Origin of the sequence: Clostridium pasteurianum (genome assembly GCF_001705235.1) — a bacterium.
Classification (GTDB): domain Bacteria; phylum Bacillota; class Clostridia; order Clostridiales; family Clostridiaceae; genus Clostridium_S; species Clostridium_S pasteurianum_A.
The window spans coordinates 3264947-3290382 of the sequence record NZ_MCGV01000001.1; the positions used below are offsets into that span (position 1 = coordinate 3264947).

At 30.2% G+C, this 25436-nt stretch carries 20 protein-coding genes and 1 tRNA gene; 16 read left to right on the forward strand and 5 right to left on the reverse strand.

Annotated features, from left to right (window positions below):
- Positions 1–10: 10 nt before the first annotated feature.
- From BEE63_RS14670 to BEE63_RS14710, 10 genes are all read left to right on the forward strand, one after another.
- Positions 11–2128: an McrB family protein gene (locus BEE63_RS14670; protein WP_066022103.1), complete on the forward strand. Its 2118-nt coding sequence runs from the start codon at positions 11–13 to the stop codon at positions 2126–2128.
- Positions 2100–4484 (forward strand): DUF2357 domain-containing protein, encoded by a 2385-nt coding sequence (locus tag BEE63_RS14675; RefSeq protein WP_081312560.1) that lies wholly within the window; start codon positions 2100–2102, stop codon positions 4482–4484. The genes BEE63_RS14670 and BEE63_RS14675 overlap by 29 nt, the downstream gene beginning before the upstream one ends.
- Positions 4485–4556: 72 nt before the next feature.
- Entirely contained in the window at positions 4557–4997 is a 441-nt protein-coding gene (locus BEE63_RS14680; RefSeq protein WP_066022104.1) for a GNAT family N-acetyltransferase, read from the forward strand.
- Between the two features lie 15 nt (positions 4998–5012).
- Positions 5013–5324, forward strand: a complete 312-nt coding sequence (locus BEE63_RS14685; protein WP_066022105.1) for a nucleoside triphosphate pyrophosphohydrolase — start codon at positions 5013–5015, stop codon at positions 5322–5324.
- A 403-nt stretch (positions 5325–5727) separates the two neighbouring features.
- Positions 5728–6468, forward strand: a complete 741-nt coding sequence (locus BEE63_RS14690) for an NADPH-dependent oxidoreductase (RefSeq protein ID WP_066022106.1) — start codon at positions 5728–5730, stop codon at positions 6466–6468.
- A 171-nt stretch (positions 6469–6639) separates the two neighbouring features.
- Positions 6640–7197, forward strand: coding sequence for an HD domain-containing protein (locus BEE63_RS14695; protein ID WP_175400851.1), 558 nt, complete (start codon positions 6640–6642; stop codon positions 7195–7197).
- Positions 7198–7321: 124 nt separating this feature from the next.
- Complete coding sequence (locus tag BEE63_RS14700; protein WP_066022107.1) at positions 7322–8209, forward strand: fructose bisphosphate aldolase; 888 nt, start codon at positions 7322–7324, stop codon at positions 8207–8209.
- 34 nt (positions 8210–8243) lie between these two features.
- Positions 8244–8384, forward strand: a complete 141-nt coding sequence (locus BEE63_RS21755) for a hypothetical protein (RefSeq protein ID WP_175400852.1) — start codon at positions 8244–8246, stop codon at positions 8382–8384.
- A gap of 37 nt (positions 8385–8421) precedes the next feature.
- Positions 8422–9444, forward strand: a complete 1023-nt coding sequence (gene splB, locus BEE63_RS14705; protein ID WP_066022108.1) for a spore photoproduct lyase — start codon at positions 8422–8424, stop codon at positions 9442–9444.
- 186 nt (positions 9445–9630) lie between these two features.
- Positions 9631–10746, forward strand: coding sequence for an SLC13 family permease (locus BEE63_RS14710; protein WP_066022109.1), 1116 nt, complete (start codon positions 9631–9633; stop codon positions 10744–10746).
- Positions 10747–11060: 314 nt separating this feature from the next.
- On the opposite strand, the gene BEE63_RS14715 is transcribed toward BEE63_RS14710, so the two are convergent.
- The 3 genes from BEE63_RS14715 to def form a co-directional block, all read right to left on the reverse strand.
- The gene (locus BEE63_RS14715) at positions 11061–12728 is read right to left on the reverse strand and encodes a hypothetical protein (protein WP_066022110.1); all 1668 of its coding nucleotides are present in this window, start codon (positions 12726–12728) and stop codon (positions 11061–11063) included.
- A gap of 78 nt (positions 12729–12806) precedes the next feature.
- On the reverse strand, positions 12807–14318 hold the full coding sequence (locus tag BEE63_RS22460) for an Ig domain-containing protein (RefSeq protein WP_066022111.1): 1512 nt from the start codon (positions 14316–14318) through the stop codon (positions 12807–12809).
- A gap of 401 nt (positions 14319–14719) precedes the next feature.
- Positions 14720–15172 (reverse strand): peptide deformylase, encoded by a 453-nt coding sequence (def, locus tag BEE63_RS14725; protein WP_066022112.1) that lies wholly within the window; start codon positions 15170–15172, stop codon positions 14720–14722.
- Between the two features lie 203 nt (positions 15173–15375).
- Between def and BEE63_RS14730 the strand changes: the two genes are divergently transcribed.
- Entirely contained in the window at positions 15376–17088 is a 1713-nt protein-coding gene (locus tag BEE63_RS14730) for a methyl-accepting chemotaxis protein (RefSeq protein WP_066022113.1), read from the forward strand.
- 200 nt (positions 17089–17288) lie between these two features.
- Entirely contained in the window at positions 17289–19001 is a 1713-nt protein-coding gene (locus BEE63_RS14735; protein ID WP_066022114.1) for a methyl-accepting chemotaxis protein, read from the forward strand.
- Positions 19002–19269: 268 nt separating this feature from the next.
- Here BEE63_RS14735 and ade read toward each other — a convergent pair whose 3' ends face one another.
- Together ade and BEE63_RS14745 are read right to left on the reverse strand one after the other, a co-directional pair.
- Positions 19270–21063, reverse strand: coding sequence for an adenine deaminase (gene ade / locus BEE63_RS14740; RefSeq protein WP_066022115.1), 1794 nt, complete (start codon positions 21061–21063; stop codon positions 19270–19272).
- Positions 21064–21301: 238 nt separating this feature from the next.
- Positions 21302–22759, reverse strand: coding sequence for a UDP-N-acetylmuramoyl-L-alanyl-D-glutamate--2,6-diaminopimelate ligase (locus tag BEE63_RS14745; RefSeq protein WP_066022116.1), 1458 nt, complete (start codon positions 22757–22759; stop codon positions 21302–21304).
- Positions 22760–22976: 217 nt separating this feature from the next.
- Here BEE63_RS14745 and BEE63_RS14750 point away from each other — a divergent pair, with 217 nt between their 5' ends.
- From BEE63_RS14750 to BEE63_RS14765, 4 genes are all read left to right on the forward strand, one after another.
- Complete coding sequence (locus tag BEE63_RS14750; RefSeq protein ID WP_066022117.1) at positions 22977–23822, forward strand: AraC family transcriptional regulator; 846 nt, start codon at positions 22977–22979, stop codon at positions 23820–23822.
- A gap of 208 nt (positions 23823–24030) precedes the next feature.
- Positions 24031–24106, forward strand: a tRNA-Trp gene (locus tag BEE63_RS14755).
- Positions 24107–24271: 165 nt separating this feature from the next.
- A complete protein-coding gene (locus tag BEE63_RS14760) occupies positions 24272–24523 on the forward strand; it encodes a hypothetical protein (RefSeq protein ID WP_066022118.1) in 252 nt (83 codons plus the stop codon).
- 162 nt (positions 24524–24685) lie between these two features.
- On the forward strand, positions 24686–25324 hold the full coding sequence (locus tag BEE63_RS14765; protein ID WP_066022119.1) for a hypothetical protein: 639 nt from the start codon (positions 24686–24688) through the stop codon (positions 25322–25324).
- Positions 25325–25436 lie beyond the last annotated feature (112 nt).

The following is a 25436-nucleotide window of genomic DNA, read 5'->3' on the forward strand; positions in this document are numbered from 1 at the left end:
AGGTGATAATATGGAAAGTAAAGTTGGAAGTTGGATAGATACAAATGAAGAAAATATACTAGGGAAAAAATCAATTGACAAATCAATATTTAAAGATGGGACGACTATACCCAATGGATTAGTAGAAAAGTTTATGTCAATAACTCAAGCTAAAGAATTTGAAAAAGGACAAAGTGAAAATATAAGTATTATTATAAAAAATGATACTTTTAAGGCTGTAATTAGGAGGGTTAATCAAGTAAAAAGAGATAACGTATATCAAATAAATTTCAGAAAAGAAATGAAAGATTACTTGTCAAAAGTTCTTCCTAAAAGTCATAAATACATTTTTACCTATAATGAAAATCCAGATATACCAAAGCCGCAGGAGTATATTGAATTTTATAAAACGGACAAACCTAATATTATAAGAGTAAAATTAATACAGGATGAAAATTATGTATTTCAAGATGAATTAGAATACCAAAAATCAGTTGAGGAAAATGCATCAGGTGTAGGAAGGGTAATAGATATTAAAAGAGATTTTTTTAAATACATAGGAACAAAGGAAGAAAATCTTGTTCCTAAATATCAAAAATCATACAAGTTAGTTCTTCTTATTTCACTTTTAAAGGTGGCTAATGAAGGTGGAAAGGCCATATTTGATGATGTTTGCACTGACATAATGAGTATGTATATTAATAGGTATAAGAAAGGAGTAAAGGCTGAAACAGAAGATTCTGATATCCAAAAGCAAATAAAAACTTTATCATTGGAAGTTGTTAAGAAGGTTATGAGGGGAACTCCATACGAAAAAATCAATGGGAAAAATTTTATGTATATAACGAAAGAAAAAGATAAGGAATTCTTAAGTTTTAACAGTGAACTATGGAATACACTTGATGAAAAAGATAAGAATATGATGCTTGATATACTTCAGTACAAGTTAAAAAAATATTATGATGAAAAACAGTTAGGAGAAATTATGAAATTAGAGGATAATTTTAAACCTAAGGATGTGCTTGAATACATAAAAGAAAATATAACATCAAAAAGCTATTATTATGACGGAGAGTTAATTGAAGATATGTACCTTAGTTTAAAATCAAAGCCATTTGTAATTTTATATGGAATATCTGGCACAGGAAAAAGTAATTTCGTTGAATGCTTCGCTAATTCTATTGGAGCAAATAAAGAAAATGAAGGATATACTCTTGTACCTGTAAAGCCAGATTGGTCGGATTCTTCTGAATTAATAGGATATAGAAATATAGAAGGTGAGTTTCAGCCGGGAATACTTACAAATATAATAAAAGAGGCTTCAGAAAATAAAGAAAGACCTTATTTTGTATGCTTAGACGAAATGAATCTTGCCAGAGTGGAATACTATTTTAGTGATATGCTTTCAATAATTGAATCAAGAAAATTAATTGATGGAGAAATAAAAACTGATAAAATTATTAGGAAAGAATTATTGGGATCAAATGCTGAAACTTTAAAAACTTATGGTGACTTATACATTCCAGAAAATTTATACATAGTTGGTACTGTTAATATGGACGAGACGACTTTTCCGTTCAGTAAAAAGGTTCTGGATAGAGCCAATACTATAGAGTTTGATAACATTAAATTGGACTTTAATTTTGAAGATTATAATGTAAAAATAAAAGATAGATGTTATAGCAACAAATTTTTAAAGGCAAATTTTTTAAAGTTAGTGCAATGTGTAGATTATAAAAAAGAGGTTAAAGATGTTATTGATAAACTTAAGAAAATAAATGAAATACTTAAAAAATCTAATATGCAGATTGCCTATAGAATTAGAGATGAAATATGTTTTTATGTTGTAAATGCTGTTAAGGATGATATTATGGGTGAGGAAAAAGCTTTCGATTATGCTGTTAAGCAAAAGATACTGCCTAGAATTCAAGGCAGTAGTAATGAAGTTGAAAATACACTTGTTGAACTTTTTAAGTATTTTACTGATGAAAATGACGATATTTTAAAAGGTGATTATGTGGATGAAGAAAGCATAAAAGCTGCGGAAAATTATATAAAGAGCGAAGTTAAATATAAAAAAACATTAGAAAAACTTTTACAAATGATCAGGAGGTTTCATAATGATGGCTTCACAACCTTCTGGAACTGATAAAGAGGATCTTATTTCATTAGAGACAGATGAACTTTACTTTACTATAAAGGGTAAGAATAGAAATTTTGAAATGAATAATTGTGATATTGATAGGAATGGATATGAAGTTACGTGTTCCGGTAAGGTATCAAATTATAGTGATGAAAAGGTATATTTTTTTGAATATGAAAACTATGAAGTAATTATAGAAAGTAAAGGTAACAACAAAAATTTAGAATTTTATAATGAAAGCCAATATATAAGAGATAAGATAACTAAAAATAGAAGTGGAAGTTTAAGTGGAATTATAAATTTCGGCGGTGAAATAGGTTATTCTAATTTAGAAGTAAAAGTGAATGGTATAAAAAATTTATGTGTAAGATTAGAAATATTCCCTTCAAAAATTGACTATAGAAAAGACTATATAAACATATTAAATGATATAAATGAAGAAATTTATAATTTAGCTTTTGATTTCCTTAAGAAAACTTATTCATTAGGAACATTAAATAATGAGAAAAATACAACATTAACTGAATATTACAGTATACTGCAATATATATATGGAAAATTAATAAAAGCGATTAACATAATAATAAGAAATCCATATCATAATTTAACAAAGGAAACTTCCGTGGTTCCTTTTCATAAGATAAAAAATCAAACAATAGAAACTACTAAATGGCTTGAGAAAAGACCAGATAGTTTTATAAAGAAGAATAAAAAATTAGTTCCAATAAGGGCGCTTGTCGTAAATAAGAAAGTTACTGAGGATACCATTGAAAATAGATTTTTAAAATTTATAATAGAAAAAATTATTTTTAAATTAAAGTTTTTAAGAAAAAGGTATATGCAAATTGGCAGAAAGACGGATGAGATTTTCATAGAAGAGCTTAGTACATATATAAATGGATTAGTAAATATTTTAAATTCTTCATTTTTAAAGAACGTTGGAGAATACAGATATTCGGAAATTTCCTCTATGGTTTTTAAAATGGCTTTAGGTTATAGAGAAGTTTATAAATATTATTTAATGCTCCAAAAAGGATTAACTTTAAAAAGTGATTTGTTTAAAATAGAAATAAAGGATTTGCCACTTCTATACGAGTATTGGTGCTTTATAAAATTAAATGGAATCTTAAGAAAAAAGTATAAGCTAATTTCTAATGATACCATTAAAATAAATAACAATGGAATTTTTGTTTCGATTAAAAAAGGTAAGGAATCAAAAGTAACATATGAAAATGTAGATACTGGTGAAAAATTTGATCTTTTCTATAATTCTAAGATGAAATCTGAAACAGTTGGACAAAAACCTGATAATGTTCTTTCTGTAAATAAAAACGGAAGTAAAGCTCAATACAAGTACATATTTGATGCAAAATACAAGCTTGATAGGTATAAACATGGACCTAAAGAAGAGGATATAAATACAATGCATAAATATAGGGATGCAATTATTTATGAAGAAGGAAGTTCATTACAACCTAAAAGAAGTATAATAGGAGCTTTTGTTTTATTTCCATATAGTAATGAAGATGAATATATGAAGCATCCTTTTTATAAAAGCATTGAAAAGGTTAATATAGGCGGTATACCATTTTTACCAAGTGCTACAAAACTTATGGAAATGTTTTTAGATGAACTCATAAAAGAATCTCATTTTTCTTCTTTCGAAAGAAATTTAGATCAATATGGAAGAGAATATTATATTAAGGATAATTATTTTAAAGATAGAAATATTCTTGTTGGAAATTTAAGTTCAAAGGAGCAACTTAAAAAAATCATAGAACATAAATTTTATCATATACCTCTTAAAAATGTAGATTTGGATAAACACTTAATTAAACAAGTTGCTATATATCAATCAAAAGCTAAGTTTAAAGGTGATTCTGGAATCTTATATTATGGAGATGTGTTAAGTTATAAGATAATGAAGAGAAAAGAAATAACAGAAATTCCTGTTAAAAGTGGGAATGATGATGAATTATATATTAAATTTAATCTTAAACCTATAAAAAAGCTTGAAAGAAAAATTGAAAATGGAGGATTCCCATTTAGAAAAAATATGTATACCACAGAATATTTACTTAAAAATGCAAGGACACTTTCTGAACTTTGCATAAAATCTTTTGATGAATTCAGACTTTGGGTTGAACTTGTGAATTTAAATAAAGAAGTTAAATGTTTTGCTGAAAGCAGTGATAAAGAGAACAAGATTAATGTTTTTTCATTTGCTGATATGGATATATATTTTTCGGATGGCTTGCTAAAAGTATATTCTTCAGGAATACTTAAAAGAAAATTGGAACTAAATATATTTAGAAAATCTCCAAGAAAATTTGTAAAAGAAATTATGAAATATAAAAATTAAATTTGTATGGGAATTTTATATGAATAAATGTATTTTGAAGCTATAGCATAAACCCTGAAGGAAGGTGTTAAAATGCAAATAAGAACAATGACTGTTGATGACTATGATAAAGTTTATGAACTCTGGATAAACACACCAGGGATGGGACTAAATGATCTTGACGATTCAAGAGATGGCATGGAGAAATACTTAAAAAGGAATCCTAAAACATGTTTCGTAGCGGTGAAGGAAAACAGAATTGTTGGCGTTATAATTAGTGGACATGATGGGAGAAGAGGATATATTTATCACACAGCAGTTGCAGTATCTGAACAAAAACAAGGTATAGGCAGTGCTCTCATGAATGCCGCTTTTACAGCGTTAGAAGAAGAAGGCATTAATAAAGCTGCACTTGTGGTGTTTTCGCGCAATAAGACTGGAAATCACTTTTGGGAAAAATGCGGATTTACTAAAAGGGACGACTTGATATATAGAAACAAGCAGATTAATAACCTTGTTAGAAGAGATACGTAGAAGAGGGAGATAATAATGAAGGTTTACAACAAATTGGTTCGTGATAAAATACCGGAAATAATAGAGGCTTCAGGGAAGAAGTTTGATATAAGAAAAGCCAATAAAGACGAACATTATAAGTTACTAGAGACAAAACTAAAAGAAGAAGTAAATGAATTTCTAAAAGATAAGAATCTAGAGGAATTAGCAGATGTTATGGAAGTATTATTTGGACTAGCAGAAAACATGGGGTACAGCGAAGAGGATTTGATGAAAAAGAGAACTCAGAAAAGAGAAGATCGTGGAGGTTTTAAGGAAGGAATTGTACTAGAGAAAGTATATGAATAAGCTTGTGATTGCAACTGCACTAAAATTACATAAAATAATTAATATATAGTTGCAACTTTAATTATAAGAAATAAGTTGCGGCTATTTTTTTATTTAAGTATATGATAAAAAACGGAATAAAGTGTGAATGAATCCTCTTTAGCTGGAAACAATATTTAATGAAAATAACAGGAAGATACGATTTTAGTATATTGTGATTTTTATTTGAAGAGTTTATTTAAATCAAATGTTGAATTTAAATATGCTTTGTATTATAATAATTATTGACAGATAACAATTATTAATTAATTTTAAATACAATGATACATTTGGGTTATATACATAATTAGCAAAATGTTAGTTATATTAATTGTTGCAGCATTTGCAATTGACTAAAAAATAATATTATATTGGAGTGATATATATGAATAAAGTAATTGATACAATGAAAAATCATAGATCTATAAGAAATTATACAAACGAAGAGGTATCCGAAGAAATAATAAATGAGCTTGTTAATGTAGCTCAGGCAGCACCAAACTCAATTAACGGACAGCAGACAAGTCTAATAGTTATTAAAGATAAGGCGACAAAAGAAAAACTTGCAGAGCTTACTGGAGGACAAACATGGGTTGCTGCGGCTCCTGTATTTTTTGTATTTATAGCGGATTTCAATAAAATAAAAATTGCTTCAGAAATAACTGGACTGCCAATGAAGATAACTGAAAGTGTTGAGTCAATAATGGTGGCTTCAGTTGATGCAGGACTATCCGCACAAAACCTTATGACGGCAGCAGAATCACTTGGACTTGGAATTGTTCCAATTGGTGGAATTAGAAGAAATCCTGATGAAGTTATAAAGCTTCTTGGATTACCTAAATATACATTCCCAATTTTAGGGGTGGCAGCTGGATATCCTTCAGATAATTCTAAACTAAAGCCTAGAATGCCAAAGGCCGCATACAGACATAATGAAAAATATAACAATGAAAATATTAAAGATACTATAATTGAGTATGATAAAGAAATGGCTGCTTATCTTAAAGATATTGGAAGAACTCAGGAAGTAAACTGGAGCAGACAGACAATGAGTGTTTATCAGTATAATTATTATCCAAAGGTTTGCCCTGTTTTAAAAGATCAAGGATTTGAAAATTGCAAATAGAGATTGGCATATTGTTTTTTTATTTAAGCCTACAACTGATTGATATGACAGTTGTAGGTTTTTTTAAAGCTCCAAAACAGAACAAATGTTCAAATGACTATTGATATACGAACACATGTTTGATATATTTAATTATATAGATATTTATTGATTTGAAATGAGGTAAGATAAATGGGTATGATTGATGAAATAAAAGAAGATATAAAGAGGCGCTGTGAAAGTCCCAATAATTCTTTCGGGTATGGAATTTATGAACATATTAAAAGTGTGGCAAAAAATGCTGTTGAACTTGCAAAGGTATATAATGCGGATGTTGAGGTTTGTGAAATAGCAGGCTGGCTTCATGATATAGCATCGATTACGGATTATAAGCTTTATGAAAAACATCACATTCATGGAGCAGCTATGGCAGAAACTATACTGAAAAAATATGACTATCCGGAAGATAAAATTGAGCTTGTTAAGTTATGCATATTAAATCATCGTGGAAGTGTGTTAAGAGAAAAGAAAACTGTAGAAGAAAGGTGTATTGCTGATGCTGATGCCATTTCTCATTATGATGCTTTGCCGTCATTATTTTATTTAGTATTTGTTCAGAAAAAATTAAATATTGACGATGGTACTGAATTTGTGAAAAATAAACTTGAAAGAAGCTATAATAAAATGTCTCAAGCTGGTAAGGATTATTATAAAGCTAAAAGGGATGCTGTTAAAGTTATATTGGGCTAAGATTTTAAAAATATAAAAAAAACTACAGGCATATCTGTAGTTTTTTTTATACATACTAATTAATGAAAATTATAATTTAGAATGATTTAAATTGGAGTTTTGAATAAAGAGGAGGCTAGACATAATGAATGAAAAGCAAATGCAAAGAATGCATAATGACAAGGGATTTATTGCGGCGCTGGATCAAAGCGGAGGAAGTACACCTAAGGCATTAATGCAGTATGGAATTTCACAGAGTAGTTATTCTAATGATAAAGAGATGTTTTATTTAGTACACGAAATGAGAAAACGTATTATAAAAAGTACTGCTTTTAGTTCAAAGTATATTTTGGGTGCCATACTGTTTGAAGGTACAATGAATCGTACTATTGATGGTGAATACACTGCTGATTATCTGTGGAATAAGAAAAATATTGTACCATTTTTAAAAGTTGATAAAGGATTAGCTGATCTTAAAAATGGTGTACAGCTTATGAAGCCAATAACTAATCTAAAAGATATTTTAAAGGAAGCTGTAGAAAAAAATATTTTTGGAACTAAAATGCGTTCTGTTATTAAAGAGGCTAGCTCTCAAGGAATTAAAATGGTTGTGGAGCAGCAATTTGAAGTTGCAAGACAGATTTTTCAGGCTGGACTAATTCCAATTATTGAACCTGAAGTCGATATCCACAGCATTGATAAAGAAGAATCAGAAAAGCTTTTGAAGCTTGAAATCTTAAAACAGTTATCAAAGCTTGATGAAAAAACAAAAGTTATGCTTAAACTGTCAATACCGTCGGAGGATAATTTTTATAGCGATTTAATGAAGGATTCACATGTTGTAAGGGTTGTAGCCTTATCTGGTGGGTACAGCCAGAGTGAAGCAAATGAAAAGTTAGCATTTAATCATGGACTAATTGCCAGCTTTTCGAGAGCACTACTGCAGGGATTAAGCGTAAAGCAAACTGATGAAGAATTTAATGAAGTGCTGCTAAGTTCAATTAAGGAAATTTATGAAGCATCTATTAAATAGCGGAGTATAGAGATTATGAAGGGAGGAGTAAATTATGAGCAGTAAATTAAAAGTTACTAAAAAACAGATGGCATCACTTGGTTTAAAGAAAAACGATAAAGGGGATTATGAATATATAGATCCATCTGAAAAGGATAAGTCTAAATATAATCCAGTTAGAAAAAGTAAAAATTAAGGAGGAATAGAGAAGTTAGCTCTCTAAAATAAAAAATATGTTTATTCCTAAAAGAATAATATTTGAAAAAAATTCTCTAGATTATGAGATAGGTCAAAATATATATAATAGGTTTAATGGTAAGCCAAATATTGAGATAGTAAATTTATCATCAAATAAAGTAAAGCAGCATATTCCAGGTGAAAATTTATATGACTTTTATAGAGAAGGCAAAAATACTTTAGTGGTTGGAGTGAAAAAGGGTTTGAAATTTCAATCCTGTAAGCCTTCAGCTCATTATCAGCTGCCACTTGTATCGGGATGTATTGGACAGTGTGAATATTGCTATTTAAACACCAATTTAGGTGATAAGCCATATATAAAAGTTAATGTGAATATAGATGATATACTAAATGCGGCTCAAAAATATATAGATGAGAGATTGCCAGAAACGACTATATTTGAAGGTGCAGCTACTTCAGATCCTGTACCTATTGAGCCATATACTAATATTTTAAAGAAAAGTATAGAGTTTTTTGGAAATAGTGACAGAGGAAGATTTAGATTTGTTACAAAATTTAATGATGTAGATACACTGCTAGGTGCAAAGCATAACGGCAATACAGAAATAAGATTTACCGTAAACACTGACAGAGTTATAACTGAATACGAAAATAAAACTGCTCCTATTAATAAGAGGATAGAAGCTAGTGTAAAGGTAGCAAAAGCAGGGTACAGAATAGGGTATATAATAGCACCAGTATTTTTGTATGAAGGGTGGAAGAAAGATTACAAGGAAATGCTTTTAGATTTAAATTCCAAGCTTCCAGAGGATTTAGAATATCCTATAACTTTTGAAATCATATCTCATAGGTACACTACCAGGGCAAAAAATATAATATTAGAGGTATTTCCAGAAACAACTTTGCCAATGGTAGATGAAGAGAGAAAATATAAATATGGACAGTTTGGGTACGGAAAGTTTGTTTATAGTAAAGAGGAATTACAAGATATGAAGGAGTTTTTTACAGATCAAATAGAAAACATATTTAGAGATAAGGTGATACTCTATATAATTTAAAGTATAAAAGGGTGATTAATAAACTAACATAAAGTTTTTTCTATAAAAGAATTATTTTGGTTGAAATATCCTTATGTTAAGAATAAAATGTTAACAGTATGTTTTTGATTAGGTCATCTATTATAATAAAGATAGTAATAATGACTATAAGCAAAAAAATTTAAATATGATAAAGGTAATTAAGCAATGATAAAAACTAATTATTTAAATGCAATTAAAGAAAAATTGGCAAAGGAAAAGGTATTTACAGCTGCGGTTATTTTAGCGGCTGCATCTTCTTTAGTAGTAAGACCTAAGCTTGATTATATAAATTTCAAAGTGCTTGTTTTGCTATTTAATTTAATGATAATAGTTGCAGCATTTGAAAAACTAAGAGTTATGGACAAAATAGCAGTGGAGATTTTAACTAGGTGCAAAAATACAAGAGTGGTCTCTTTGGTTTTTATAGTTGTAACATTTTTTTCATCAATGGTTGTGACTAATGATGTGGCCCTTTTAACCTTTGTTCCTCTGGCGATTCTCACACTAAAAAGTGCTAGAATAGATCCAATGAAGACAATTATAATCCAAACTCTTGCGGCTAATATAGGAAGTAGCCTTACGCCTATGGGCAATCCTCAAAATTTATTTTTATTTACCCATTATAAGCTTAGTGGTATAGAGTTTTTTTCTGTAACCACGCCATTTGTTCTTTTAGGATTTTTATGGCTTTTAATTTTGAATAGAAGGACTCCAAGAAAGAGAATAAAAATTTCTACTCAAAAAGTGCATATTGAAGATAAAAAAAGAACGTGTATTTACTTGATTTTATTTTTAATCATAACAGCTTCAGTATTTAACCTAATAAATTATGTATATACTTTTGCAACAGTGATAGTTTTTGTTTTTATTTTGGACAGGCATCTTATAAAGGAAGTAGATTATTTTTTATTAGCTACTTTTGTAGGATTTTTTGTGTTCATTGGGAATATATCAAATATTGAATTTGTACAGGCACAACTTAGAATCTTTCTGAAAATACCGCATATGCCATATATATCTTCTATAGTTCTCAGTCAGGTTATTAGTAATGTTCCTTGTTCTATACTTGTTTCATGCTTCACTAATAACTGGAAGGAAGTACTTCTAGGGGTGAATGTTGGTGGAATGGGAACTATAATTGCATCACTTGCAAGTCTTATCTCATATAAAATATACAGTAATGAAAATTGTGATAGGAGCGGTGAGTATATAAAAAAATTTCATATATATAATATTATAAGTTTAATTTTGTTTAGTTTAATAATGTATATACAGATTTAATAAATAATGTGAGGTAATAGAATTTTAAGATTTTTAATTAAGAAACTAAAGTTATTAATTGTAATTAAAGATTAAATAATTTTATGCCCAAAATTCCGTAGTAACAGAGGAATTTTTTCCTTGCTTTTCTTCAAAAGGGAAATAACATTGATGAAGTAACGATTTAAAAAAATCCTATAAATCTTGGTAAAAAAATCTTAAAATACTTAGAGTTTTCAATTTGTCTGAACGTTAGTGAGTTATTGAAAACTCTTAGGATTTTAAGATTTTTTTACCCTAGATTTATAGAATTTTTTTAATGTTACAAATCAATGTTATTTCCCTTTATCATATCCGGTACCTATGATTTCTGTTTTTATTCTATCTAGTACATTACCGCTTATGTCTAAATCCACTGAGGTTTTTGCAGTTTTTCCATCCTGCTTTTTTGCAATTATAATTACTTTATAAGGTTCTCTTATTCTACCGTCATTTTTTCGCATGCTTTGTTGAGCTTTCAGCGGAATTACGTATTGAATTTTTTCGCTGTGATTTTGTTCTTCTTTTATAGTTTTGTTTATAGGGAAGATAGTGCCAGAAGTATCCACAGAAGTTATTTCTACTGGCATATAAATTGTGAGATATTTTGCATTACCAGTAGTGTTTATGTTAAAGGTTATCTGCTGACCCTGTTTTGCTGGATTTGGAGCTACAGAAGCTTTAACTGTGATAGAATCTTCAAGGTTATAGGTTTCACTGTAAATGTCACTCATATTACCTGCTTTGTCAGTTATCTCGGACTGGATTTTATATTTTCCACTGTTTTCTAATGATATATCTTTTGCAGCATCTCCATCTATGGTATTACTCCAGTCTCCCCAGGTTGTACCATTATCTTGAGACAATCTATATCTCCAGAGCAAAACACCTGAACCGCCTTCGTCATAAGGTTTAAAGTTTAATGTTGCGGAATTACTTGATATACTTTTATGTGTATAGATTCCTGTAGGTGGAGTGGTGTCAATGCAATAGTTTTGACTTGTTTGCCAATCAGAAGTATTTCCTAAGTTGTCCACAGCTTGAACTTTAACTTGATATATTCCCTGTCCTGATAAGGTAATGCTGTTATTTATATTATTTTCTGAACTAGATATTTGTTCTGGTGCATTACTAGCACTTTTAACAAATTTAGCATTACTTAAATCTGAGTGATCCTTAGCATATATCCAGTCATAATCCTGCCATATACCATTTTTACATATTGAATATCTGTATTTCTGTACACCACAGCCGCTGTCAAGTATATTAACACCTATATTTATACTTTGGTTTGTCCAGCTATGGCATATTGGATCAATAGTAACAATAGGAGCTTTTCCATCTGTTTTGATAGTTTCTATGGACTGCGGCCAAGAAGATACATTATGTTCATCAGCTAGCCAATTACCATTGAATGTAACAAAGTTGCATCTCGGGTAATACGTTCTATCATTATTATTATCATTAAATTTTAGCCAAAATAAATTGCCGCAGTGCCAACATCCATCTGATGCATTAGCTGAACTATGTCCTATTTCAGCATCTACAGGGATCACATCATCTGTTGAGTTATCAGCAACCAATTCCGCTCTATTTGAATCTAGATTTCTCGGCTCTTTACCATAGATATACCATTTACTAAAATTATCAGTACCATCTAAAGTTAAATATGAATTGCTTATTGTATTATCCCAATCACCTGATTGTTTCCATCTTACTTTTCCCCATGCGGTGACTCCAAGTACATCTCCGGGCTTGCACCAAACAGTATTTCTTATTCTAAGTCCGTTATGTTCTACAGCAGAACCATTTACATTAGGAGCATTCTTATTTTGCCATCCATCTATTTCTGGTGATGGCATGAATGGATTACTAGCATAAGTTTTAGTTGTAACTATTCCAACTAGTATTAAGAAACTAATTATAGAAACAGTAATTTTTTTAAATTTCTTATTGAATTTCATTTTAGTGCCTCCTGTCATAAAAAAACTCACGGATAATTAATATCCATGAGTTTTAGATTCTTAAATATATTTTTATCTCTAATTAGCTGGTGTAAAATATACTACAACCCTAACAATTTCATTTGTGTTTCCTTCATAATTAACATATATTCTATCATATGTTTGTTCTGGATCTGCATTACTTATAAATTTTGTATTTAAGGTTTTAGCTGCAGTTGAAAGTTTATCTACATTATTACTATCAAGTTTAGTACTTTCTTTATAAATTCCTGCTAATTTATAATAAGATCCATTAATCTTATATAATCCTTTTCCGTTATCTATATAATCACCGACTATACTATTTTTCATTTTCTCCTCTGTAATTTCACCTGTAGAGTATCCGTCACTATATAAAGCTGCAATATCATATATCGTTCCAGTTTTACCTTCTGAATTAGGATATGTTTTTCCATCACTATCTACATAGGTAGTACTAGGATTTTTAGTTTTTCCAATAGCATCATTTACTTCATTTGATAATGTATAATTATTAAGAGGAGTACCCTTATATTCATAGCCGGCTCCGTTAATACCTGTTGGTAATACTGCATGGTCACCATTATCTGTTGGTGTTGGTTCTGGAGTATTATTTACTGGTATAAAATCAACTGGGGTAGCATCATGTCCAGTCCAGACAATTCTTACTTCAATAGCTTCAACTCTAAGACCTTTACCGTCTGTACCAGCTTCTTGACCATCACGTACCCATTTCTGCCAGCCTATATTTTGTACATGTGCTCTATACTGCACTGAATATCCTGACATACCTTTACCTTCAAGTGCAATTTTTATAGCTTCAACTCTGTAACCTTTGCCATCTGTACCACCTTCTTGTCCATCACTTACAGGAGTCTGCCAACCTATGTTCTGAACATGAGTTTGATATTTTATATGTGCATCTGCTGGTGCATTTTCAAGATTAAGCTTCAAAGCTTCAACCCTTAAGCCTTGTCCTTCTGTTCCAGCAATCTGTCCATTCTCTACCGCATTCTGCCATCCAATATTTTGTACGTGTCCTGAATAATTTACGCCCACAGTTGTATTGGATGTTTTAACAATCCTAATTTCCAAAGCTTCAACTCTAAGACTTTTACCATCTGTACCGGCTTCTTGTCCATCTGATACCCAGTCCTGCCAGCCGACATTCTGTACATGAGCCTTATATTCTACACTGTATCCTGGCATATTTTTAAGTTTTATTTTTAAAGCTTCAACTCTGTAACTTTTACCATCTGTGCCAGCTTCCTGTCCATCTTGTTTCCAGTCCTGCCAGCCTATATTTTGAACATGTGCTTGATATTCTATAGAAGCTCCTTTAGGTGCATTGGTCAAATTTAATTTTAATGCCTCAACCCTAAGACCTTTACCATCTGTACCTACTTCTTGTCCATCACTTACAGGAGTTTGCCAACCTATGTTTTGTACATGTCCTGAGTAACTTACGCCGACCATATTAGATGGTGCACTTGCTTTTACACTATTATTAATTCCAATACATGTTGTTGTTAAAGCAACAGCTATTAGCCCAGCTATAAATTTTCTTTTCATTTTTACTCCACCTTTTACATATTATTCTTTAATAATTATATTTTACAATTTATGCGCACGTTTTTCAATTGATTTAATGTTTAACTTCATTAGTTGCAGAAATTCTGCAAAGACAAGCTGATAAAATTTCAGTTGTTAATTAGTTTTTACACAAGTAAATTTTTCATTTACAGGTTTAAACCAAAGATATCCTCCTTTAATTATGATTATAGAGGAGAATTTTATGGGATAACTTATCATTTTAAGTACATAATTATGACAGATAACTTTAGATAACCATAAAAAAACAGTATGATAAAACATACTGTTTAATGTCTTATCATACTGTTATGGAAAAACTAGTTAAACTATTAAGTTATACTTTGGCTTCATTTTAATGACATAAATTTATTAATATTTTTTTACTTTACGTATTCTGTGACGAAATCAATAAACAAAATTCCATACAAGTGGTCTATTTCGTGGCAGAGACATTTTGCAAGAAAGCCCGTACCAGTTATGGTTATTTTTTTACCATTTTCATTTAATGCTTCTACTGTTACTTTTTCAGGACGCGTTAATTTTCCAAACTTATTTGGAATGCTGAGGCATCCTTCAACCACTTCTTGAGATCCTTCTTTTTTTACAATCTTTGGATTTACTAATTTTAAAACAGTATCATGTGCATCTATTACCACAAGTTTTTTAAGTATTCCTATCTGAGGTGCTGCTATTGCTGCTCCATTATCTGTATTATGAAGAGTATCTAACATATCTTGTAGAATTTGTCTTATCTTATCATCTACTACTTCAACATCTCTACTTTTTTTTCTTAAGATATCATCACCTAAAAGTCTAATTTGCCTTAATGCCATTTTAATCACACCTTTACTTATTTGAGCTTTTAATATTTTAAATTTTCAGACCTTTATTAGAAGAAAGTCTCAATACAAAATATAACACTAATACAATTTTTATGTCAAGTTGTATTGAGAATGGGCTAAGGTGTAAATTAAAGTAACTGCAAAATAAAACGATAATAGGTATGCTTGAAAATGTATAATAAGGGGTGAAACACATGAAAATTGTAAAAAATCTAAAAGTTGGGAATAAGTTATGCATTTCATTTTTGATCATGATGGCACTAATTGTGGTAGTTGGTGTGATGGCAATTATAAACTTAGAAAAGATAAGTGCTAGATCTAATAAAATGTATAATTCAAACTTGAAAAAAGTTTATTATTTAACTAAAACGGAACAGGATTTAACAGAAGTAAGGGCAGACTTATTGAAGCTAGTATATCAAAATGATGCATCAATGGTACCTGAGGCTAAGAGTCAGATGCAAAAGGATGAGAAGGAAATTAGTACATTTGCTAAAAAATATGATGCCCTGTCTCAGAAGGATTCTAGTAAGAACGCTTGGGAAAAAGCAAAAGAAACTAAGGATAATTATATGGACATATCTGAAAAAACTGTAGAGGCTGTGTCTCAAAATGATTTTGATAAAGCAGTAAAATTGAATAAGGGAAATAATGACCTTAGGGAGGATTTATTTAATCAGATAAATAGGCTTATAAATAGTAATTTTAATGAAGCCAAACAGGACAATAAGGATAATTTGGCTGCATATTCAAACTTTGTTAAACTATTAATTATTGTGATAGTATTAGGATTAATAATATCAGTTTTAATTTCTATTAATTTAACGAGGGATATTAAAGGATGCTTAAAAAAGATAAACGAATCTGCTAAAAAAATGGCTAATTATGATTTCTCTTTTGTACTCAAAGTTGATAGAAAAGATGAATTTGGAGATACAAGTAATTTCCTTATGAAAGCTCAGGAAAATGTTCAGCATATTATAAGGACAATTATGGAAAATTCTCAGGATTTAAGTGCCTCAAGTGAAGAACTTTCAGCTACAGTTGAGGAGCTTAGTTCAAAATTTGAGAATATAACGGAATCAACTAAAAACATAGCAGAGCAAGTTGAAAAAACAAGTTCATCATCTGAAGAGGTGACAGCATCTATAGAAGAAGTTAATTCTAATATAGATGAATTATCAAATAAAACATTAGATCAAAGCAATAACTCAAATGCATCTAAAGAAAAAGCTGTAGAAATAAAAAATAGTGGAAGAAAATCTGTGCAGCGTGTGGATGACATTTATAAGAATAAAGAAAGAGAGATACTAAAATCTATAGAAGATGGAAAAGTTGTAGATGAAGTAAAACAAATGGCAGAATCTATTGCTAGTATATCAGAACAAACTAATTTACTTGCATTAAATGCTGCAATTGAAGCTGCTAGGGCAGGAGAAGCTGGAAAAGGATTTTCTGTTGTAGCAGAGGAAGTTAGAAAGCTTTCAGAAGAAGTAGGAGAATCTGTAGATAGCATAAAGAATACAATTGAAAAGGTACAGATGGCATTTAAAAATCTTTCAAGTAATGCCCGTGATGTTATGACATTTGTGAATGATGATATAAAACCTGAACTTCAGAACTTGGAGAAAGTAGGGGACAGATACTATGAGGACAGTAATTTTGTAAGTTCAACTTCAGACAAGATATCATCTATGGCACAGGCAATTGATAATACAATGAACGATTTAAGTAATGCTGTTCAGGATGTATCAGCTGGTGCTCAGAGTGTATCTGAAAACACATACAGCATAAGCGGTGGAATTGAAGAAGCTAGTGAGGGATTAAATCAAGTTGCAGAAACTTCTCAAAGTCAGGCTGAACTTGCATTGAAATTAAATGAATTAGTACAAAAATTTAAGATTTAGTCCTTATGATTTATAAAATTCTGTAGGCACTGAGAAAGTTTTTCTTTTATTGGAAGAAAGCCTTAATACAAAATATAACACTAATGCAATTTTTATGTCAAACCTCATTAACAATGGTTAAAATTGTGAGATAAAGTAACCTATTTAGGAGAACGATAATATATACGTATTTTAAAAAGGTATAATAAGGGGAGAAGAACATGAAAATTATAAAAGACTTAAAAGTTGGCATTAAATTGTATATTTCATTTTTGATTATGATGGCATTAATTGCGGTAGTTGGTGTAATGGCAATTATAAACTTAGAAAAAGTAAGTGCTAGATCTAATAAAATGTATAATTCAAACTTGAAAAAAGTGTATTACTTAACTAAAACAGAGCAGGATCTGACAGAAGTAAGGGCAGATTTATTAAAGTTAGTATATCAGAAAGATCCTTCAATGATGCCTGAAGCTAAGAGCCAGATAGAAAAGGATGAGAAGGAAATTAGTACATTTGTTAAAAAATATGATGCTTTGCCTCAAAATGATGCTAGTAAGAATATTTGGGAAAATGTAAAAGAAATTAATGAAAAATATTTAGATGTATCTAACAAAACTGTAGAAGCTGTGGCTCAAAATGATTTTGATAAAGCAGAAAAATTGAACAAGGGAAATAGTCAAAGTAGACAGGCTTTATTTAATCAAATAAACAAGCTTATAAATGATAATTCAAATGAAGCTAAACAGGACAATCGTGATAATTTAGCTACATGTTCAAATTTTATTAAGCTATTAATTATTGTGATAGTATTAGGACTAATAATATCAGTTTTAATTTCTACTACTTTAACGAGGGATATTAAAGGGTGTTTAAAAAGAATAAATGATTCTGCTAAAAAAATGGCTAATTATGATTTTTCTTTTGTACTTAAAGTTGATAGAAAAGATGAATTTGGAGATACAAGTAATTTCCTTATGAAAGCTCAGGAAAATGTTCAACATATTATAAGGACTATTATGGAGAATTCTCAGGATTTAAGTGCCTCAAGTGAAGAACTTTCAGCTACAGTTGAGGAGCTTAGTTCAAAATTTGAGAATATAACTGAATCAACTAAAAACATAGCAGAGCAAGTTGAAAAAACAAGTTCATCATCTGAAGAATTGACAGCATCTATAGAAGAAGTTAATTCGAATATAGATGAATTATCAAATAAAACATTGGATCAAAGCAATAACTCAAATGCATCTAAAGAAAAAGCTGTAGAAGTTAAAAACAGTGGAAAAAAATCTGTGCAGCGTGTGGATGACATTTATAAGAATAAAGAAAGAGAGATACTAAAATCTATAGAAGATGGAAAAGTTGTAAGTGAAATAAGGCAAATGGCAGAATCTATTGCTAGTATAGCAGAACAAACTAATTTACTCGCATTAAATGCTGCAATTGAAGCTGCTAGGGCAGGAGAAGCTGGAAAAGGATTTTCTGTTGTAGCAGAGGAAGTTAGGAAGCTTTCAGAGGAAGTAGGAGAATCTGTAGATAGCATAAAAAATACAATTGAAAAAGTACAAATGGCATTTAAAAATCTTTCAAGTAATGCCCGTGATGTTATGACATTTGTGAATGAGGATATAAAACCTGAACTTCAGGATTTAGAGAAAGTAGGGGACAGATACTATGAAGATAGTAATTTTATAAGTTCAACATCAGACAAGATATCATCTATGGCACAGGCAATTAATAATACAATGAATGATTTAAGTAATGCTGTTCAGGATGTATCAGCTGGTGCTCAGAGTGTATCTGAAAACACATACAGCATAAGCGGTGGAATTGAAGAAGCTAGTGAGGGATTAAATCAAGTTGCAGAAACTTCTCAAAATCAGGCTGAGCTTGCATTGAAGCTAAACGAACTAGTACAAAAGTTCAGAATATAAAGTAACGGTGTTTTGGAACGTTAAAAAAGTTCTATAAATCTAAGATAAAAAAATAGTAAAATCCTAAGATATTTCAATAACTCACCGAAAAGCTGCTCAGACAATTGAAATATCTAAGGATTTTACTATTTTTTTATCAAGATTTATTAGAATTTTTTTAAATCGTTCCTTCAACACTGTTACTTTATTTTAGGGGTAAAGCAAGGAAGAAATTCCTCCGTACCTACGGAATTTTATAAATATTAGAATCTAAATCGTTTCAACACTGTTACTTCAAAAACATAGGAATTATTTCACGTGTAAATACATTTATCATACCTAAATCAGACATCTTAACATCTGGAACTACAGGTAAAGCAAGTGTTGCTATACGCAAAAGTGGATCATCTGAAGCATTAATTCCTAAATCTATTAAAGCATTTTTTACGTTTTGTACTTCTACAGCTAATTCACTGCAAGGTTTTGGTGACATTAATCCTGCTATAGGTAAAGCTAGGTGTGCCAGAATTTTATTATCCTTGCCACAGCACATGCCGCCGCCTATTTTAATTAAATCCTCAGCAGCTAAATATGCATTTTCTGGAGTATCATAAACAATCATTAAATTGTGACAGTCATGGGCTACTGTACTTGCAACAGTTCCAGTTTTAGTTCCAAACCCGCTAACTATACCGAACCCTTTTGTATTAAAGCCCTTATGTCTATTTATTACTGCTATGAACTTCAAATCAGGGTTGTCAGAAATATTTATATATCCGTCCTTAACTGGAAGTTCCATCACATCTAAATCAGTTTGAGCAGATATTAAACTGCTGTATTTAATGATGTTTGTTTTGATTTTTCCATCTTTAATTGGAGCTTTTATTTTGAAATCTTCTACGGATAAATTATTTACATACATTGTATTTGTGTTTTCTATTTTAAAGTTCTTGTTTTCTTTTGGTGCTACTTTTAATTTGCCATTTTCGGCAGCTAATTTTCCTCCGAAGAATACAGCACTGGGTACTATTTTTTGTAAAGATTCTGTGAGGAACATATCAGCAGCATAACCAGGGGCAATCGCTCCTAAATTTGTTATGCCAGCTTCACGAGCTACATTTAAAGTTGCACTTCTTATGGCATCTATTGGATTCATACCGCACTTTATAGCTTTCATAACAGTTGCATTCATATGTCCAGTCTCAAGTATTTCAGCAGGTTCCTTGTCATCTGTACAGAAAGTTAAATTTGTTAAATATCTAAAGTCGTTAATATTTTTTACTACTTCAGCAACGTCCTTTGAGATAGAGCTTTCTCTGGCATCTACGTACATACCTGAACGCATTTTTTCACGAGCTTCTGAATTAACCCTAGATTCGTGGTCGGTTGTTGGTCCGCCGCATAAATAAGCAGATAATTCTCTGCCAGTTACAAAAGGGGCATGACCTTGTATAAACATACCCTTGTCTTCAACTACTTGAAGTATGTCTGAAATTCTATCATCATTATTTATTACTCCAACAAAGTCCATTACTTCTGCAAGCCCTATGACCATATCCATTTTTAGCAGTTCTTCTATTTCTTTATATGTAAAAACTGCGCCTGAATTTTCTTTGCCTACAAGGGATGGCACGCATGAAGGAGCTAATAAATACTCTCTAAGTGGAGCTTCTTTTCCACATTCCTGCATGTATTTTACACCCTCAATTCCGCATACATTTCCTATTTCATGAGGATCAGTAATTACAGTTGTAGTTCCAAAAGGTAAAACTGCTTCTCCAAAATGTTTAGGTGTCATCATTGTGCTTTCAATGTGTATATGTGCATCAATGAAACCAGGTACTAGGTACTGTCCATGTCCGTCATAATGATTTTCTGCTTCTATTTTCTTGACATTTGTATTTAGACCATCAGGGTTACAGTCTATGTGTGAGATAAAGCCTTTATAAATACCAACGTTGGCTTTGTAAATCTCACCTGTGAATACATTTACTAAATTTACGTTCTCAATTACAAGATCAGATTTTTTTTCCCCTAAAGCTGCTTCGATTAAACCTTTTTTATTTTCGCATTTAATTTTCATACTATATCTCCTCTTAGTTGTATATTCTATGAACTAATTTATAGTGAAAGTTATTAAGACATCGTTATTTTTTTAGATGTCTAAGTTAGTACTAGAATAAAGAAAAATAAATTCATATTTCCCTTTCTGAGTAAGATATTATGATAAATATAGTTAATTAGGTAAAGCTTATTATAATATTCTAACCGTTTCTATAGTAATAATCAATATACTTATAAAAAAACAGCCAGTATTTAAACTAGCTGTACTGTAAAATTTCATGAACTATTTCTCTATCGTCAAAATGTATTTTCTTGTCGCCTATAATCTGATAGTCTTCATGACCTTTTCCGGCTATTATTAGTATGTCATCATCCTTTAGAATATTAATGCCTCGTTCAATTGCTTTTTTTCTATTAGTTATTTTTTCATAGGATGAATTTATAGTTTCCATGCCTCGTTCTATGTCTCTTATTATTTTATCCGGATTTTCGCTTCTTGGGTTATCTGAAGTTATTATGCAGTAATCCGACAGAATTCCAACTGCCATTCCCATAAGCCCGCGCTTACTTTGATCTCTATCGCCGCCGCAGCCAAATACAGTTATAATCCTTCCATCGGTCATTTCTCTTGCCATTATTAATAGCTTTTCTAGGGAATCCGGTGTGTGTGCATAGTCTATTATTATATTTTTATTTGAAGGATTTTTTATCATCTCAAGTCTTCCACGAACCGGTTTTATTTGGGGAACAGCTTTTAATATATCTTCTATTTCAAGTCCTAGACATAGGCATGCACCAATAGATGCTAGAACATTATACACAGTGAATTCACCTGGAATGTTTACTGTTACTCTTGAGCTAAAATTCTTAAAAGTAACTTTAAAACTTACTGAGTTTGGATTGTATACTATATCGTTTGCCATAAGGTCTGCCTTAGTAAGTATTCCATAAGTGAAAAATTTGCATGGAGCCTTTCCTATAATTTCTCTTCCAAAATTGTCATCTAGATTGATTACACCAATAGGGCATTTGTAGAATAATTTAAGCTTTTCATGCTTGTAATTTTCCATAGTTCCGTGTTCATCTAAATGATCCTGAGATAGATTTGTAAATACACCAACATTAAAATCACAGAAGTCAACTCTATTTTTATGTAGTGCAGAAGAAGTAACCTCCATTATGGCATTTTTAGCATCCTTTTTCAGAAAAGTGCTTAGAATCTGTTCAAGCTCTAAAGCTTCTGGTGTAGTAGGATTGATTTTTTCTACGTTTATTTCTTTATTCTTAAGTTCATATCCTAGGGTGCCTATGGTTCCAGTACTTTCACCGTAAGCTTCCAGTATATCGCATATGTAATGTATAACTGAAGTTTTGCCGTTAGTGCCTGTAACTCCAACAACCTTTAATTTTTTAGAGGGTTCTCCATAAAATAAGTTACATATACTAGCTAAAGCCACTTTAGAATTTTCAGTTTTTATTACAGTGGCATTCTGAAGCTCAGGACAAATATCCTCGTCAACTATAACTGCTGCTGCGCCATTTTTAACAGCTTCCTTTATAAAACTGTGTCCGTCAACTCGTGTGCCTTTTATGGAAACAAATATGTAATCTTTTTTTACTTTTTTAGAATTATAACTTATGCCCTTAATATCTATATCAGAATTTCCACTTAAAATTTTATAATCTATATCCTTTAACAATGCTTTTAATAACATTTGTATTCCTCCAGCTTATTGATTTTATTTTGAAATTCAGCTTACACTTGTTGCAAAATGCTGTTTTTAAGTATTATGCCACAAGTATAAGCTAATATCAAATTAACCCTCTTTTTATTTACAATATTTATTATATACGTAATTTTAACAATAAATATTGTATATATTGCTTGATATATTGTAAAAAATGCTTTATGATTTTTATGAGGTGTTTTATATGAACAATAAGAAAGGATATCTTAACCGTGATTTTCAGCTTTTTCACTTAAAGGATAAAAAAAGTCAAAGCTTTGAATTTCACTACCATGATTTCAATAAAATAATAATATTTATATCAGGAAAAGTTACATATCTTATTGAAGGAAAGGCATATTATCTTAAGCCCTGGGATATTCTTCTTGTAAATAATCATGATGTACATAAGCCAATTATTGATCCATCTGAAACCTATGAGAGGATAATAATATGGGCGAATTCGGATTTTATAGAAGAGCACAACTATGAAAATTGCAATCTTTCCACATGCTTTAAGCTAGCAAGAGAAAAAAGCTTTAATTTAGTGAGGCTTGAAAGTAAGCTTCAGGAAAACATAAAATTTATAATAAACTCCCTTGAAAATTCCTTAAGTTCAGAGGAGTTTGGCAGTAAGCTTTTAAGCAATTCACTTTTTATTCAGCTTATAATATATTTAAATAGGGTTCATTTAAGTCATAAGTATCTGGGAGGTAAGGAAGCTCTTGAATATGACAGACAAATTGAAAAAATATTAAAGTACATAAATTCAAATTTAGGAGAGGAGCTTTCTATAGAAAATTTGGCTCAAAGATTTTATATGAGTAAGTATTATCTTATGCACAAGTTTAAGGAAGAAACGGGTTATACCCTGCATAACTATGTAATGCAAAAAAGGCTCCTAATGTCAAAGGATATTATAAAGAGCGGCGAAACTATTACAGCAGCTTATGAACAATGCGGTTTTAATGATTATTCTTGTTTTTTTCGCGCCTTTAAAAAAATGTTCAATAAGTCACCTAGAGAATTTGCAAAAGAGTATATAATCTAAAAAAATAACTTTAAATACATGTACTCATGTTTTAACTGGTAATAAGATATAAAAATGAGAAAACGAGTATTAATTGCAGTATAAAGTAAAATATTCACAAATACTAAGAAAATAATGATTTTATTAGCTTGACACAGAGGGGCATTATGTAATATAATGTTTCTTGTCGGCAGCGACAGAATATAGAAATCACGGTAAAATTAAATATAGGGGTATAGCTCAATTGGTAGAGTAGCGGTCTCCAAAACCGTTTGCTGTGGGTTCAAGTCCTACTACCCCTGCCAAATTAAAGTTTAGGTGTCTCAATGGTGTTTGAGGCACTTTTTATTTTTTGGAATTTTGGATGATATAGCATGCTTTGAAGTAGGCAAAGGTGAGAAAGTCTAAATAATACATGATTTTGCCTCATAAGGTTATTAGTATCCTAATAAATAATAAGGAGGAATAAAATGGCAGCGTTTGTGTTATTATTGAAAGAATATGAGGATGAAAATATAGTAGTATATAAGTTTGGACCTAATGAGGAGAGTATGGGTAAAATAGAATTAAATAAAAAGACTAAGATGTTTAATGAGTTGGAATCTGTTCCGGATTCTGGTCATTCATCACAATTTTATTTTGATAGGGCAGCCCAACGATTGGCTAGATGCTTCATTAAAGAAGGAGGAAAATTTCCTAATAGGACAACATTTGAATCTTAGCAAAATAAATTAATTTAAATAATGAATAAATTAAGCTTAATACATAAATTCAATTCTATGATAGGATTGCTCATCTTAACATTAGAATAGGAGTTGATTTTTTAGCATTTTTGATTATACATGTAGATGAAAATTTTGTGCCTACTAAAATGAGGTGATGTAATGAGAGTAAAGTGCATAGAAAATAGCAATAAATTACCTAATATAACTGTAAGTAAAATATATACAGTGTATGAAGGTGAATTTATAACAATCAGTAAAGAAAAACATTATGTTATGCTTAAAATTGAAGATGATTATGGAAGTGTAATTCCATATGATGCAGGATATTTTAAAATTATTTCTGATAAAAATACTAATTATGTTGAAACTAAAATAGCAGAGAACAAATATAAGTTTACGCATAAATTTATTTCATATGATTTTTTTGGGTCAATGTTATATGATGGAGTAGGTACTTCTTTAGATGATTTTTCGGAGGCTAAAAAAGATATATATAAACTAGAAATGAGCAAAGAAGAAATGCATGAAATAATAAAAGGAGATAATGAAGATGAAAGAGATTTCATACTAGAGTTAGCAATAGAAGTAAGGAATGATTGCTTTGCTGAAGATGTTATTAGGTTGTGTCATAAACAATTGAATGAATGGAAAATGGATAAAAGCTTGGAAACATCATTTTTGTATTTGAGTAATTTTAAGAATGATTGTGTAAATGATTTTTTTATTGAATATCTATCTGAAAATGAAAAAGGAAATGAAAAATTAGATAAAATAGTAATTGACTATTTCGATAATTAAGGAGGAATAGATCAATAGTGCGTAAAGGATATAAACAAAATATTTGAACTATAATAAACAAACAAGAACATAATCTTATAGAGGATAACAAGTTAAAAAAATATATAGCAGA